We start from the raw sequence: 12,722 nt of genomic DNA, 5'->3' as shown, positions 1-12,722 counted from the left end.
CCCGTGAACCGCATGGATGGACGTCATGACCCTTCACGTCTCGCGACCCTCGCCCGCCGTCGTCCTGCTGGAGATGGACCAGCCGCCGGTCAACGCGCTTGGCATGGCGACCCGGGCCGAGCTGGTCGCGGCGCTCGACGCCGCCGACGCCGATCTGGCCGTCCGCTGCATCGTCCTGACCGGCCGCGGCCAGGCCTTCTGCGCCGGCGACGACCTGATCGAGGCGGCCGGTCGGGGCGAGGCGGGCCTCGAGGCCATCCACAATTTCAACGCCCTGATGAACCGCATCGAGGCGACGCGGGTCCCGATCATCGCCGCCGTCAACGGCTTCTGCCTCGGCGGCGGACTGGAACTGGCGCTAAGCTGCGACATCCGCCTGTCCAGCCCCGACGCCATCTTCACCGCCTCGGGCGTCAACGTCGGCCTGATGGCCTCGGTCCGCCGCCTGCCACGCCTGATCGGCGAAGGCCCGGCCAAGGCCATGCTGCTCAGCGGCGCCCCGGTCGACGCCGAAACCGCCCTGATCCGTGGCCTGGTCACCGGCCTTCACCGGTCCGTGGTCAAGGACGCCCTCACCCTCGCCGACCGCATCGCCACCCGCGCCCCGCTCTCGGTCGAAGCCGTCAAACGCGTCGTCGGCCGCCCCTTCGACGAACGCGCCGAACTGGCGGCCCTGTACCACAGCGAGGACCACCAGAGCGCGCTACAGGCCTTCGCCGCCAAGCGAACGCCGACGTTCCGGCGCGCTTAGGGGACAGGTTGCTCGCGCAAGCGAGCTACCTGTCCCCGGTCAGCACCGGCGTTGGCCGCAAGCGCCGCTCCAGCCGCCTTCCGCAACCGCGCCACAAACTCCCGAGCGCCGACCGGTTCGTTGCCCTTCGCGGCCGCCCGGATCGCGTCGATTTCCTTCGCCCACCGGGCGTCGATGAGCGGGTCCGGCGCGAACAAGTCTTCTACGCTCTCCACTCGCTCCAGCAGCGGAGACACCCGCACGAGCCGCCCGTCCCGTCCCAGCAGGTGCGAATGCACACTCGACCAAGGCCAATCCTGCGGTCTCTCGACCAAGCCGGCCCGTACTGGATTCAGCGCGACGTAGCGAAAGGCCGCGATCAGATGCCGCTCGTCCAACACACTGGACGAGAAGCGATCCTGGAACAGGTGACCCGTCCACCTCTCCCGTCGATTGACGAAGCCAGCGTACTGCCGGTGGGTTTCGCCGATGGCGCGCGCCAAACCATCGTCCCGGCTCGGCGTCGCGATGAGGTGAATATGGTTGGGCATCAGGCAGTAAGCCCAGATCTCAACGGCAGCCTTGTCGCACTCTTCGAGGAGAATTTGCAGATACAGCTTCTCGTCACCGGCCTTGAGGAAGATCGGCTGCCGACGTGAGCCTCGTTGGGTCACGTGATGAGGCAGATCCGGGACGACGAGGCGAGAGGTTCTAGCCATGGGAGAATCGATGGAACAATTGAAGAACATTGGTCTCGCGGTTGGAGCGAGTCAAGCCCCGCGGCCGGCGCTGACCGGGGACAGGTAGCCCGCATGGCGGGCAACCCGTCCCCCCTTATTGCGCTGCAGCACAGACATGATCATGATCCGCCCCCGATGACCCAGACCCCCTTCCAGCACGCCCCCGACGCCCCGTGGATCTTCCGCACCTATGCAGGCCACTCGACGGCGGCCAAGTCGAACGCCCTCTATCGCAAGAACCTCGCCGCCGGGCAGACCGGGCTGTCGGTGGCCTTCGACCTGCCGACCCAGACAGGCTACGACGCCGACCACATCCTGGCGCGGGGCGAGGTGGGCAAGGTCGGGGTGCCGGTCGGGCATCTGGGGGACATGCGCACCCTGTTCGAGGCGATCCCGCTGGATCGCATGAACACCTCGATGACCATCAACGCCCCGGCCGCCTGGCTGCTGGCCATGTATGTGGCGCTGGCCGACGAGCAGGGGGCGGCCCGCAACAAGCTGCAGGGCACCACCCAGAACGACCTGATCAAGGAATACCTCTCGCGCGGCACCTACATCTTCCCGCCGGAGCCCAGCCTCAAGCTGATCGGCGACATGGTCGCCTGGTGTTACCGCGAGACCCCGAAGTGGAACCCGATCAACGTCTGCAGCTACCACCTGCAGGAGGCCGGGGCGACGCCGGAGCAGGAACTGGCCTATGCCCTGGCCACCGCCATCTCGGTGCTCGACACGGTGCGGGCCGGGGGGCAGGTGCCGGAGGCGGATTTCGAGATCGTCTGTTCACGGATCAGTTTCTTCGTCAATGCCGGCGTCCGCTTCGTCACCGAACTGTGCAAGATGCGCAGCTTCACCGCCCTGTGGGACGAGATCCTCAAGGATCGCTACGGCGTCCAGGACCCCAAGGCCCGCCGCTTCCGCTACGGCGTGCAGGTCAACAGCCTCGGCCTCACCGAGCAGCAGCCGGAGAACAACCCCTACCGCATCCTGCTGGAAGCCCTGGCCGTCACCCTGTCGAAAGACGCCCGCTGCCGCGCCCTGCAGCTGCCGGCCTGGAACGAGGCGCTGGGCCTGCCCCGGCCCTGGGACCAGCAGTGGAGCCTGCGGATGCAGCAGGTGCTGGCCTACGAGACCGACCTGCTGGAATACGAGGACCTGTTCGCCGGCAGCTATGTGGTCGAGGCCAAGGTGAATGAACTGAAGGCCGGCGCCCTGGCCGAACTGGCCAGGATCGACGCCATGGGCGGCGCCTCGGCCGGTATCGGCTACATGAAGGAACAGCTGGTCAAATCCAACGCGATGCGCTTCCGCGGCATCGAGACCGGCGACATGACCGTGGTCGGCGTCAACCGCTGGACCGACACCGAAGAAAGCCCGCTGTCGGCCGGCGAAGGCTCCATCGAAACCGTCGATCCGCGTCTCGAGGCCGAGGTTGTCGGCAAGCTGAAAGCCTGGCGCGCCGCCCGTGACCAGGCCGCCGCCGACGACGCCATCCGTGTGCTGAAGGAAGCCGCCGCCGAGGGCCGCAATGTGATGGAGGCCTCCATCGCCGCCGCCCGCGCCGGGGTCACCACCGGCGAGTGGAGCTTCGCCCTGCGCGAGGTGTTCGGCGAGTATCGCGGCCCGACCGGCGTCGCCATGACCGTGGCCACCGGCGATGTGCCCCAAGAAGGGCAGGAGGACATCGAGGCCGTGAAGGCCGAGGTCGCCCGCGTCTCCGTCATCCTCGGCCGCCCGCTCACCTACCTGATCGGCAAGCCCGGCCTCGACGGCCACAGCAACGGCGCCGAACAGATCGCCACCCGAGCCAGGGCCGTCGGCATGGACGTCGTCTACGACGGCATCCGCTCGACCCCGGAAGAGATCGTGGCGACCGCTCGCGCCTCCAACGCCCACGTCGTCGGCCTCTCCATCCTCTCGGGCTCCCACCTCGACCTGGTGCAGGAGGTCGTGCGCCTGATGCGGGCCGAGGGCCTGGGCGACATCCCCGTCGTGGTCGGCGGCATCATCCCGCCGGAGGATGCGCTGATCCTCAAACAGATGGGCGTCCGCCGCGTCTATACGCCCAAGGACTTCAAGCTGACCGAGATCATGGGTGACGTGGTCAAGGTTGTGGAAGAGAGCGCTCTCGCCGACGCCCGCTAGGCGTGCCAAGGTCGAACGGCGGACGTCACTTAAGCAGGGGGCGAAGATGATCACCCAATGGCTCCTCGACCGGCCCTGGCTGTCTTCGACCTGGCAGGCGATAGGCTGGGTGTTGGCCTGTGGTGTCGCCGTCGTCTATCTGAACGGCGCGCACGGCGGCTTTCGGCCGTTCGATCCGCTTTTCGACTGGTTCCTCGCCCGGGGTTCGCTGCTGATCGGACTCTTCGGCCTGTTCGCGCTCGTCCTGGTCGTCTTCCACAGTGTCGACTGGCAGGGGCCCGTGCCGGTGCGCGGCGGCGACGGCCCGGCCTGGTCGCGGTCGATGCGCTCGAGGCTCGGTCTGATCGGCAACACGCCCTTCCTCGCGGTCATCAGCTATGGCCTGTTCGACTTCGCCCAGCGAATGGCCTTTGCATCGGACTGGGCGCGATCGGCCGTGGCCGCCTACTTCTGCCTCGACTTTTTGCTGCTGACCGCCGCCGGCCTGATGATGGCCTTTTCCACCCGACAGGTGCTTGGCATCGAGGCCGACGGCGTCCGCTTCGGCAAGCGCTTGCTGCCGTTCAGCGCTGTGGAGCGGGTGCGGGTGACCGGCGACCTCAAGGACCGGCAGGTGGCGCTGGTCGAGGCCGGCCGCGAACGCTGGCTGAGCTTGGAAACTATCGGAGTCAGCGCCCGAACCTTTATCGATCGCCTGAAGGAAGCCGCGCCGGACCTTCAGGTCGACTGGCCCATTCGAGGCGAGGGCGAGGCCTGACGCCCCAGCCGCCAGGCCGCCCACCAGCCGACCAGGGCCAGCGGCGCGAAGGCCGCGAACAGCCACACCCCCTGCGTCGCCGCCGCGGCCGGATCGATGCCCTCGCCGAAGCCCAGCACATTGGCCGCCGCCCCGGCCGCCGCCGAACCGACCGCGCCGCCGATCAGCTGCGCCGTCGGCACCGCCGAGGAGGCCAGCGCCTGCTGCTCCTCGTCGAGGCCCGACAGGATGCGACGGGTGGCGAAGGCCCAGCTGAGCCCGAAGCCGGCCCCGATCAGCACCATGCCGATCACGATGGCGACGAGGCCGCCGCGCGGCACCGCCCAGACGCTGAACATCACCCCGGCCAGCAGCACGCTGGCCCCCAGCCGGATCATCGTCCCGTCGCGGTTCTGCACCCCGGCCACGGCCAGGGCGGTCAGGGTCCAGCCGCCGGCGATGGCGGTGATCACATAGCCGGCGACCAGCGGGCTGACGTGGTGGCGGGCCTGGATCATCGCCGGGCCATAGACGGTGAAGGCGATCGAGGCCGCCTCGAGACCGAAGATCATCAGATAGCCGGCCGCCGCCGCGCTGCCGAAGTCGCCGATGGCGCGGGGCAGCAGGGCCCCCGGGGTCCGGCCGTTGACCCCGATCATCCAGGCCAGGCAGGCGGCGCCGATCACGCCCAGCCCCGCCGCCAGCAGGGGCGAGCCGACCACGCCGGCCACGGCGATGAAGCTGACCGCGGCGGTCAGGGCGGCCAGCTGGCCCCAGGCGACCGGCGTCGGATTCGCCTTGGTGCGGGGCTGGCGGGCGATCATGGTCCGGGCCGCGACGATGAAGACCAGGGCCTGGGCCGCGAACAGCCAGAAGGTCCAGCGCCACAGCCCGGGCCCGGCCAGCAGGCCGCCGAGCAGGGGTCCAAGGATGGTGGCGATCCCCCAGACCCCGGCGATGGCCCCGAACACCCGCGCCCACAGCCGCTCCGGAAACAGCGCCGTGGTCGCCACATAGCAGAGGGCCATGATGGCGCCGGCCCCGAAGCCCTGCACCAGCCGCCCGGCCACGAAGACCAGGAACCCCGGCGCCAGCGCGCTCATCGCGCAGCCCACGGCATAGACGATGGCCGAGGCGGTCAGCGCCCCGCGCAGGCCCAGCCGCAGGCTGAGCCGCCCCGACACCGCCCCCGACAGGATCGAGGCCAGCAGGAAGGCCGCCACGCTCCAGGCGAAATAGCGAAAGCCGCCGATGTCCTGGGCGATGCTGGGGGTGATGGTCACCGTCACCAGGCTGTCGGCCGCGTTCAGCCAGACCCCCAGACACAGGAACAGAAACCGGGTCAGGTACTGCGGCGCCAGGATCTCGCGCCAGCCGGGCGCCGCCTCGCTCACCCCTGGCTCCTGACCAGGGCGGTGAACCAGGCCTGCGAACGGGCCCACAGGGCCTCGGTCTCGGCCCGGGGCAGGGTGGAGCGGGCCGCCCGGCCCCAGTCCATCTGCTCGCCGATATAGCCGTCAAGCGCCGCGATGCGTGGGCCGACCCCGACCCCTTCACCCGCCGCCTGCTTGGCCCGGCGCAGCTCGGCCAGGGCGCTCGCCGTCTCCGCCGGCAGGCTGACGCCCTCCAGCAGGGCCGGCAGGTTCATCGGCGGGGCGTCCTCGCGCACCCGCAGCCAGTGCAGGGCCACGGCCGGGCGGATGACATAGAAATACTTCTTCAGCTTCACCTCATCGCGGTTCTCGATGAACCCGGCCCACTGGCGCCGCGCCAGGCCGAAATAGTGGGCGACATCCCCGTGCAGGGCCCGCCAGTCGTTGACCAGCGGCTGGAAGGTTTCGCGGAACCCCGGCGCCTCGGCGTAGACGATGGGCGAGCTCATCCATTCGGCGACGATGGCGTTGCCCCGCGCCATCAGACGCAGCGCCTTGCCGATATCCCAGCCGCCCAGGTCGATCTCGTCGATGATCGGCCGCTCGATGACGTCCCGGACGGGCCGCAGGGCCAGGTAGTCATCGACCGGCCGCAGATAGAGGAACCGGCAGTCGTAGTCGCTATCCGGCGAATGGAAGCCCCAGGCCCGGCTGCCCGACTCCACGGCCAGCAAGGGCCTCGCCCCCTCCTCGGCGCAGACACGGGCCAGCCGCGCCTCGATCTCCCGGCGGAAGTCGGCGGACACGGCCTGGTCGGGAGCGAAATCGAGGATCATGCCGCCCACTTGGGCGGAGGCCGGCCGATGGTCAAGCCGCCTCCAACAAACCTGCATGTCGCGCGTTGTAGCCTCTGCCATGCGCCTGACCCTGCCCACCCTGCCGCCCGTCACCCCCTCGCAGAGGGCGCTGGCCGGCGTGGCAGCGACGGGGCTGGAGCTGATCCTCGCCGCTTTGCTGGCCGTCGCCTGGGTCGATCGCACCGCCGCGCCGCAGGACCTGCCCTGGAAGCCGTTCTCGATGAGCCAGCCGATCGGCCTGGCCACCAAGTGGAAGCTGGCCCGCATCGCCGCCGATCCTGCCCGCTGCCGCCAGGCGCTGGACGACGCCGGCCTGACCTTCACCGAGGCGCCGGACCGCAGCCAGGGCTTCTGTTCCACGGCCAACAGCTTGCGGCTCGCCGACCCGATGCTCAGCCCTCGCGGCCCGACGATGCGCTGTGACCTGGCCCTGAACTACGCCGTCTGGCGCCGCCATGTTGTCGAACCGGCCGCCCGCAAGACCCTGGGAACCGATCTGGCGCGGGTCGAGCATTTCGGGACCTATGCCTGCCGGACGATCTACAGCCAGGAGGGGGCCCGGCCGAGCAACCACGCCACCGCCTCGGCCCTCGATGTCGCCGGCTTCCGGCTGCTGGACGGGACCGACATCTCGGTGTTGCGCGACTATCGCGACCCCGGCCCCAAGGGCGCGTTCCTGCGGCAGGTCAGAGCCGGCGCCTGCCGCCTGTTCGGCACAACCCTCGGTCCCGACTACAACGCCGCCCACGCCAACCACTTCCACCTCGACATGGGCCTCTGGTCGATCTGTCGTTGAGCACAAGGGTGAACGGCGGTCCGTGTCATGCTATGGCCGCCTTCGCCGTTAACCTTTGACCCCTCATGGCCGGATACCGCGTACCGCACCCTGACAAGCCGCATATCGTCCACCACGCCCGTCGCCAGACCCTGGCGGCGCGGCTCGTGGGCTTCGTGCTGCTGTGGGTGCTGGTCGGGATCATGGGTTTGGTCGCCGACCGCGCCATCCCCGGCCAGCACCTGCCGTGGAAGAAGCTGACCCTGGTCGATCCGGTCGGCGCCGCCACCAAGGTCAAGGCCGCCCGGGCCGGGGCCGACCCGGCCGCCTGCCGCGCCATCCTCAAGGCCGGCGGCATCGACTACGCCGAGACACCCGCCAGCTCGAACAGCTTCTGCGTGGTCAACGACGCCCTGCAGATCCGCTCCGGCATGGCCCCGCTGAAGCCCGCCGACGCCGCCATGACCTGCAAGGAGGCCCTCGCCGTCGCCCTCTGGGAGCGGCAGGTGGTGCAGACCGCCGCCTTCGCCGAACTCGACCAGGCCGTGGTCGGCATCGACCACTACGGCAGCTACAGCTGCCGCCGCATCTACGGCCAGGCCGAGGGTCCGGTCAGCGAACACGCCCTGGCCAACGCCATCGACATCGCCGGCTTCCGCCTCGCCGACGGCACGATCATCAGTGTACAGAATGACTGGAACGATCCCGGTCCCAAGGGCAAATTCCTGCACCGGGTGCGCGACGGGGCCTGCAAGGTTTTCCTCACCGTGCTGAGCCCCGACTACAACGCCGAGCACGCCAACCACTTTCACCTCGACATGGGCGGCTGGCCCAAATGCGCCTGACTTTTTTCAGCAGCGGACCTTGGGGAACCGCATTGTCGTGACCGATCCGGCTGCCTAGGCTGACCGTGAACGTGGGCGTCCAGACCCGCGCCGGAGGATGCATTGGCCGATTTCAGCGCCTTCAAGGACCGGCCCGTGCCGGCCTGGTACGCCGAGCCGCAGTTCGGCGTCTTCATCCACTGGGGCATGTTCGCCATCCCCGCCTTCGCCCCGCCGGGGGTGTCGATCAGCGATCTGTTCGTCAGCGACTATGACAACGCCTTCGTGCTCGGCCCCTATGCCGAATGGTACGCCAACGCCCTGCGCGACCCGACCAGCCCGACCGCCAAACACCATGCCGAGCACTACGGCGACGCGCCCTACGACGCCTTCCGCGCCCCCTTCGACGAGGCTTCCCAGGCCTTCGACGCCGATGCCTGGGCCGATCTCTTCCTGGCGGCCGGCGCCAAATACGTCGTCTTCGTCACCAAGCACCACGACGGCTACTGCCTCTGGCCCACCAGCGTCCCCAACCCCTGGAAGCCCGGCTGGAACAGCCAGCGTGACTTCGTCGGCGAGCTGGCCGCCGCGGTCCGCAAGCGGGGCATGCGCTTTGGCCTCTACTATTCCGGCGGCCTCGACTGGACGGCCCATCCCCGGCTGATCCGCAACATGGGCGAGATGTTCGCCGCCGTGCCGACCAGCGACGACTATCGCGCTTATGCGCTCGCCCAGGCCAAGGAACTGATCGACCGCTATCAGCCCTCCGTGCTGTGGAACGACATCGCCTGGCCGAGCGCCGAGGACCTGCCCGAGCTCTTCGCCCACTACTATGCGGTCGTGCCGGACGGGGTGATCAACGACCGCTGGCTGGGCGTCACCCCCCTGTTCGAGAGCCTGCGGGAGCCCGCCGCCTGCGCCGCCTTCAACGATCGCATCAAGGACAGCATCCAGAAGAACGGGGTGCATTTCAACGGCGGGGCGCCGCCGCCGCACTGCGACTTCCGCACCGTCGAATACGGCTCGGGCGCCCACCTCAAGGGGGTGAAGTGGGAATCGACCCGGGGTCTGGGCCTCGCCTTCGGCTACAACGCCGCCGAGGCCACCGACGACTACATGACCGGCCAGGACATCGCCGACCTCTTCGCCGAGGTGAAGGCCGATGGCGGCAACCTGCTGCTCAACGTCGGCCCCCGCGCCGATGGCTCGATCCCGGAGGTGCAGTCGAAGGCCCTGCTCGAGTTTGCACGCCTCGCCGCCGGCCCCGCTTGACGTAGCGCCAGCCGCCGGTAGTTTGCCTTCAAACAAACGTTTGAGAGGGAATGCGCCATGACCGAAGGCACGCTGTTCGACCTGACCGGCAAGGTCGCCGTCATCACCGGCTCCTCGCGGGGCATCGGCAAGGCCATCGCCGAGCGCATGGCCCAGCACGGCGCCAAGGTGACCATCTCCTCGCGCAAGGCCGGCCCCTGTGAGGAGGTCGCCGCCGAGATCAATGCGAAGTACCCGGGCGCGGCCATCGCCGTGCCGGCCAACATCTCCTCGAAGGACGACCTTCAGCGCCTGGTCGACGAGACCCGCAAGGCCTTCGGCAAGGTCGACATCGTCGTCTGCAACGCCGCCTCCAACCCCTACTATGGCCCGATGGCCGGCATCGAGGACGACCAGTTCCGCAAGATCCTCGAGAACAACGTCATCGCCAACCACTGGCTGATCAGCATGTGCATCCCGGAGATGAAGGAGCGCGGCGCCGGCAGCGTGATCATCGTCTCCAGCATCGGCGGCCTGCGCGGCAGCCCGGTGATCGGCGCCTACAACGTCTCCAAGGCCGCCGACTTCCAGCTGGCCCGCAACCTGGCCCACGAATACGGCCCGCACGGCATCCGCGTGAACTGCATCGCGCCCGGCCTGGTGAAGACGGACTTCGCCAAAGCCCTGTGGTCCAACCCCGAAACCCTGCGCCGCGCCACCGACCCGGTGCCGCTGCGCCGCATCGGCGAGCCCGACGAAATCGCCGGGGCGGCGGTCTACCTCGCCTCCGACGCCGGCAGCTTCATGACCGGCCAGGCCCTCGTCGTCGACGGCGGCGCAACGATCTGACGGGGGACGTGTTGGCGGCCTGGCCGCCTACATGTCCCCGGCTTGCGCCGACGGCTGGTCCTGCGCAAATCCAGCCGTCCGTGCTGACCGGGGACAGGTACGCAGCTTCGCTACGAACCTGTCCCCCGCGCCCGCCCCAATCGCTCCACCCCCGCATCAATCGTCTCATCTCGTTTGGCGAAGCACAGGCGGATGAGGTTCCTCGGCGCGTCCGTCTCATAAAACGCCGAGATCGGGATGGCCGCGATGCCATGGTCCTTCACGGCCCGCAGGCAGAAGTCCGCGTCCGGCTCCTCAATCCCTGACGCCGCCAGATCGACGTTGAGGAAATAGGTCCCCGCCGCCGGCAGCACCCTGAATCCCGACGCCTCCAGCCCCGCCGCCAACCGGTCCCGCGACCGCTGCAGGTCCAGCGGCATCCGCTCGAACCAGTCGGAACAGTTGTCCAACCCCCAGGCCACCGCCGCCTGCAGGTTCGGCGGCGTCGTGAAGGTCAAAAACTGGTGCGCCCCGGCGAGAGCCTTCATCAGCGGCGGCGCGGCGCACAGGAGCCCGACCTTCCAGCCGGTCATGGCGAACATCTTGCCCGCCGAGCCGATCTTCACCGTCCGCTCGCGCATCCCCGGAAAGCCCATCAGCGGCCGAAACACCCGCCCGTCGAAGGCGATCTGCTCCCAGACCTCGTCGCAGACGGCGATGGCGTCATGCGCCACGCAGAACTGCGCCAGCAGCGCCAGGTCCTCGTCGGCCCACAGGGTGGCGGCCGGATTGACCGGATTGTTCAGCACCACCAGTTTCGTCCGTGGACTGAACACCGCCTCCAGCATGGCCCGATCAATGCGGAAATCCGGCGGTCGCAGGGTCGCCAGCCTCGGGATCCCGCCGCAGCGCCGCACCATCGGCAGGTAGGCGTCGTACAGCGGCTGGAACAGCACCACCTCGTCCCCCGGCGAGATCAGCGACAGAAACGCCGCCGCCAGCGCCTCGGTCGCCCCCGAGGTCACCGTCACCTCCGCCAGGCCGTCCAGATCCAGCCCCTGGAATTTCGCATAATGCCGCGCCGCCGCCTCGCGCAGGTCCGGCAGTCCCCGCATCGGCGGATACTGGTTGTAGCCGTTCACCACCTCCCAGGCCGCCTTCTCGCGCACCGCCAGCGGGCCGGGCTCGTCCGGAAACCCCTGGCCCAGGTTGATCGCCCCGGTGTCGCGCGCCAGGCCGCTCATCACCTCGAAGATGGTGGTCGGCAGATCGGCGTAGACGGGATGGACCACGGGACGGCTCCAAATCTTGCAAGCGACCGGTGCGGCGCCCATGCTTCATGCCATGCGCATCGTCGATTTCGAACCCCGTCACGCCGAGGCCTGGAAACGCCTCAACGAGGCCTGGATCACCCGCCACTTCGCCCTGGAGCCCAGCGACCTGGAGGTGCTGGACGATCCGGTCGGCAAGGTCATCGATCCCGGCGGCCGCATCTTCATGGCCGAGGACGAGAGCGGCCGGGCCATCGGCTGCGTCGGCCTGAAGGTCGTGCCGGCCGACCACGGTGGCGGGCTGGAGGTTATCAAGATGACTGTCGATGAGGCGGCGCGCGGCACGGGCCTGGGCCGCGCCCTGATGCAGGCCTGTATCGACGGGGCCGGGACCATGGGCGCCGGCCGCCTGTACCTGGAGACCAATTCGGCCCTGGGTCCGGCGCTGGGCCTCTATCGCGCCATGGGCTTCACCGACCTGCCGCGGCAGGAAACCCCCTATCAGCGATGCGACGTCTGGATGGCGCGCGCCATTCCCTGAACGCGGAAACGCCCCCGGAGCGAACTCCGGGGGCGTCTTACGCATCGCCAGGAAGGGACGGTTCCTAGTCGAAGAGGTTGAAGACCACCGAGGCGATCAGGCCGGTGGCGATGGCCGTCAGGATGACGTCGTCGCCGTGGCGGTAGTAGCCATAGCCGCGCGGGGGCGGGGGCAGGCGGTAGGCGCGGTAGTCGACGTAGTAGCCGCGATCCCGGTAGGCCGGGGGCAGGTACTGGCCGCGCTGCCAGCGACGGTTGGCCTGGTAGCCACGCGGGGCGTAGTAGCGGCCGGCGTTGTAGCGACGATCGGCGCGGCGCTCGTAACGGCTGTCACGACGGTCGTCCCGGCGCTCGTAGCGGTCGTCGCGACGGTCATCGCGGCGGTCGTAGCGGTCATCGCGGCGTTCGGCGCGATCGTCCCGGCGCTCGTCGCGACGGTCGTAGCGGTCGTCACGACGTTCGTCGCGGCGCTCATAGCCACCGGCCCCGCCGTAGGGCTGGGCCGCGGCGGCGCCGGCGGAACCCAGAACCGACAGCGCGACGGCGGCGATCAGGAACTTCTTCATGGTCTAATCTCCCCGGCGGGTGGTTCGGACCATCCGTGGCCCCCGTCGTTGGAGGCGTTATGACAGGGCCGACTTGAGCCCAACCTGAA

The 12,722-nt window shown here is 69.2% G+C and carries 13 protein-coding genes; 8 read left to right on the top strand and 5 right to left on the bottom strand.

Features of this window, described 5'->3' with window-relative positions; translation table 11 throughout:
* Window positions 1-25 precede the first annotated feature (25 nt).
* Window positions 26-751 (top strand): enoyl-CoA hydratase-related protein, encoded by a 726-nt coding sequence (locus O5I81_RS20045; protein WP_271066631.1) that lies wholly within the window; start codon window positions 26-28, stop codon window positions 749-751.
* Here the strand turns inward: O5I81_RS20045 and O5I81_RS20040 are convergent.
* Window positions 748-1,449: a transposase gene (locus O5I81_RS20040; protein ID WP_271066630.1), complete on the bottom strand. Its 702-nt coding sequence runs from the start codon at window positions 1,447-1,449 to the stop codon at window positions 748-750. The genes O5I81_RS20045 and O5I81_RS20040 overlap by 4 nt on opposite strands.
* 156 nt (window positions 1,450-1,605) lie before the next feature.
* Here O5I81_RS20040 and O5I81_RS20035 point away from each other — a divergent pair, with 156 nt between their 5' ends.
* Window positions 1,606-3,612 carry a protein meaA gene (locus O5I81_RS20035; RefSeq protein ID WP_271066629.1) on the top strand — a complete coding sequence of 669 codons (2,007 nt, stop codon included), beginning with the start codon at window positions 1,606-1,608 and terminating at the stop codon, window positions 3,610-3,612.
* A gap of 46 nt (window positions 3,613-3,658) precedes the next feature.
* On the top strand, window positions 3,659-4,369 hold the full coding sequence (locus tag O5I81_RS20030) for a hypothetical protein (RefSeq protein ID WP_271066628.1): 711 nt from the start codon (window positions 3,659-3,661) through the stop codon (window positions 4,367-4,369).
* Here the strand turns inward: O5I81_RS20030 and O5I81_RS20025 are convergent.
* Complete coding sequence (locus O5I81_RS20025; RefSeq protein WP_271066627.1) at window positions 4,330-5,742, bottom strand: MFS transporter; 1,413 nt, start codon at window positions 5,740-5,742, stop codon at window positions 4,330-4,332. The genes O5I81_RS20030 and O5I81_RS20025 overlap by 40 nt on opposite strands.
* Window positions 5,739-6,557, bottom strand: coding sequence for a nucleotidyltransferase domain-containing protein (locus tag O5I81_RS20020; RefSeq protein ID WP_271066626.1), 819 nt, complete (start codon window positions 6,555-6,557; stop codon window positions 5,739-5,741). The genes O5I81_RS20025 and O5I81_RS20020 overlap by 4 nt, the downstream gene beginning before the upstream one ends.
* A gap of 79 nt (window positions 6,558-6,636) precedes the next feature.
* On the opposite strand from O5I81_RS20020, the gene O5I81_RS20015 reads away from it, so the two are divergent.
* The 4 genes from O5I81_RS20015 (at window position 6,637) to O5I81_RS20000 (ending at window position 10,277) form a co-directional block, all read left to right on the top strand.
* Window positions 6,637-7,374: an extensin family protein gene (locus O5I81_RS20015; protein ID WP_271066625.1), complete on the top strand. Its 738-nt coding sequence runs from the start codon at window positions 6,637-6,639 to the stop codon at window positions 7,372-7,374.
* A 65-nt stretch (window positions 7,375-7,439) separates the two neighbouring features.
* Window positions 7,440-8,198, top strand: a complete 759-nt coding sequence (locus O5I81_RS20010; RefSeq protein WP_271066624.1) for an extensin family protein — start codon at window positions 7,440-7,442, stop codon at window positions 8,196-8,198.
* A 102-nt stretch (window positions 8,199-8,300) separates the two neighbouring features.
* Window positions 8,301-9,449 carry an alpha-L-fucosidase gene (locus tag O5I81_RS20005; protein WP_271066623.1) on the top strand — a complete coding sequence of 383 codons (1,149 nt, stop codon included), beginning with the start codon at window positions 8,301-8,303 and terminating at the stop codon, window positions 9,447-9,449.
* 57 nt (window positions 9,450-9,506) lie between these two features.
* A complete protein-coding gene (locus O5I81_RS20000; protein ID WP_271066622.1) occupies window positions 9,507-10,277 on the top strand; it encodes an SDR family oxidoreductase in 771 nt (256 codons plus the stop codon).
* Window positions 10,278-10,387: 110 nt separating this feature from the next.
* Here the strand turns inward: O5I81_RS20000 and O5I81_RS19995 are convergent, their stop codons facing one another.
* Window positions 10,388-11,548: an aminotransferase gene (locus tag O5I81_RS19995; protein ID WP_271066621.1), complete on the bottom strand. Its 1,161-nt coding sequence runs from the start codon at window positions 11,546-11,548 to the stop codon at window positions 10,388-10,390.
* Window positions 11,549-11,588: 40 nt separating this feature from the next.
* Between O5I81_RS19995 and O5I81_RS19990 the strand changes: the two genes are divergently transcribed.
* On the top strand, window positions 11,589-12,068 hold the full coding sequence (locus O5I81_RS19990) for a GNAT family N-acetyltransferase (RefSeq protein ID WP_271066620.1): 480 nt from the start codon (window positions 11,589-11,591) through the stop codon (window positions 12,066-12,068).
* A gap of 64 nt (window positions 12,069-12,132) precedes the next feature.
* On the opposite strand, the gene O5I81_RS19985 is transcribed toward O5I81_RS19990, so the two are convergent.
* Window positions 12,133-12,633, bottom strand: coding sequence for an RcnB family protein (locus O5I81_RS19985; RefSeq protein ID WP_271066619.1), 501 nt, complete (start codon window positions 12,631-12,633; stop codon window positions 12,133-12,135).
* Window positions 12,634-12,722: the final 89 nt, after the last annotated feature.

It is taken from the genome of Caulobacter sp. NIBR1757 (assembly GCF_027912495.1).
GTDB lineage: Bacteria > Pseudomonadota > Alphaproteobacteria > Caulobacterales > Caulobacteraceae > Caulobacter.
Note: the sequence above shows the minus strand (reverse complement) of the source record. Positions and strands in the feature narration are given on the sequence as shown.

Excerpts from the sequence above, each read along its gene's own strand:
- O5I81_RS20045 (WP_271066631.1), top strand. The coding sequence starts at position 26 with ATGACCCTTCACGTCTCGCGACCCTCGCCCGCCGTCGTCCTGCTGGAG.
- O5I81_RS20040 (WP_271066630.1), bottom strand. The coding sequence starts at position 1,449 with ATGGCTAGAACCTCTCGCCTCGTCGTCCCGGATCTGCCTCATCACGTG.
- O5I81_RS20035 (WP_271066629.1), top strand. The coding sequence starts at position 1,606 with ATGACCCAGACCCCCTTCCAGCACGCCCCCGACGCCCCGTGGATCTTC.
- O5I81_RS20030 (WP_271066628.1), top strand. The coding sequence starts at position 3,659 with ATGATCACCCAATGGCTCCTCGACCGGCCCTGGCTGTCTTCGACCTGG.
- O5I81_RS20020 (WP_271066626.1), bottom strand. The coding sequence starts at position 6,557 with ATGATCCTCGATTTCGCTCCCGACCAGGCCGTGTCCGCCGACTTCCGC.
- O5I81_RS20015 (WP_271066625.1), top strand. The coding sequence starts at position 6,637 with ATGCGCCTGACCCTGCCCACCCTGCCGCCCGTCACCCCCTCGCAGAGG.
- O5I81_RS20010 (WP_271066624.1), top strand. The coding sequence starts at position 7,440 with ATGGCCGGATACCGCGTACCGCACCCTGACAAGCCGCATATCGTCCAC.
- O5I81_RS20000 (WP_271066622.1), top strand. The coding sequence starts at position 9,507 with ATGACCGAAGGCACGCTGTTCGACCTGACCGGCAAGGTCGCCGTCATC.
- O5I81_RS19990 (WP_271066620.1), top strand. The coding sequence starts at position 11,589 with ATGCTTCATGCCATGCGCATCGTCGATTTCGAACCCCGTCACGCCGAG.
- O5I81_RS19985 (WP_271066619.1), bottom strand. The coding sequence starts at position 12,633 with ATGAAGAAGTTCCTGATCGCCGCCGTCGCGCTGTCGGTTCTGGGTTCC.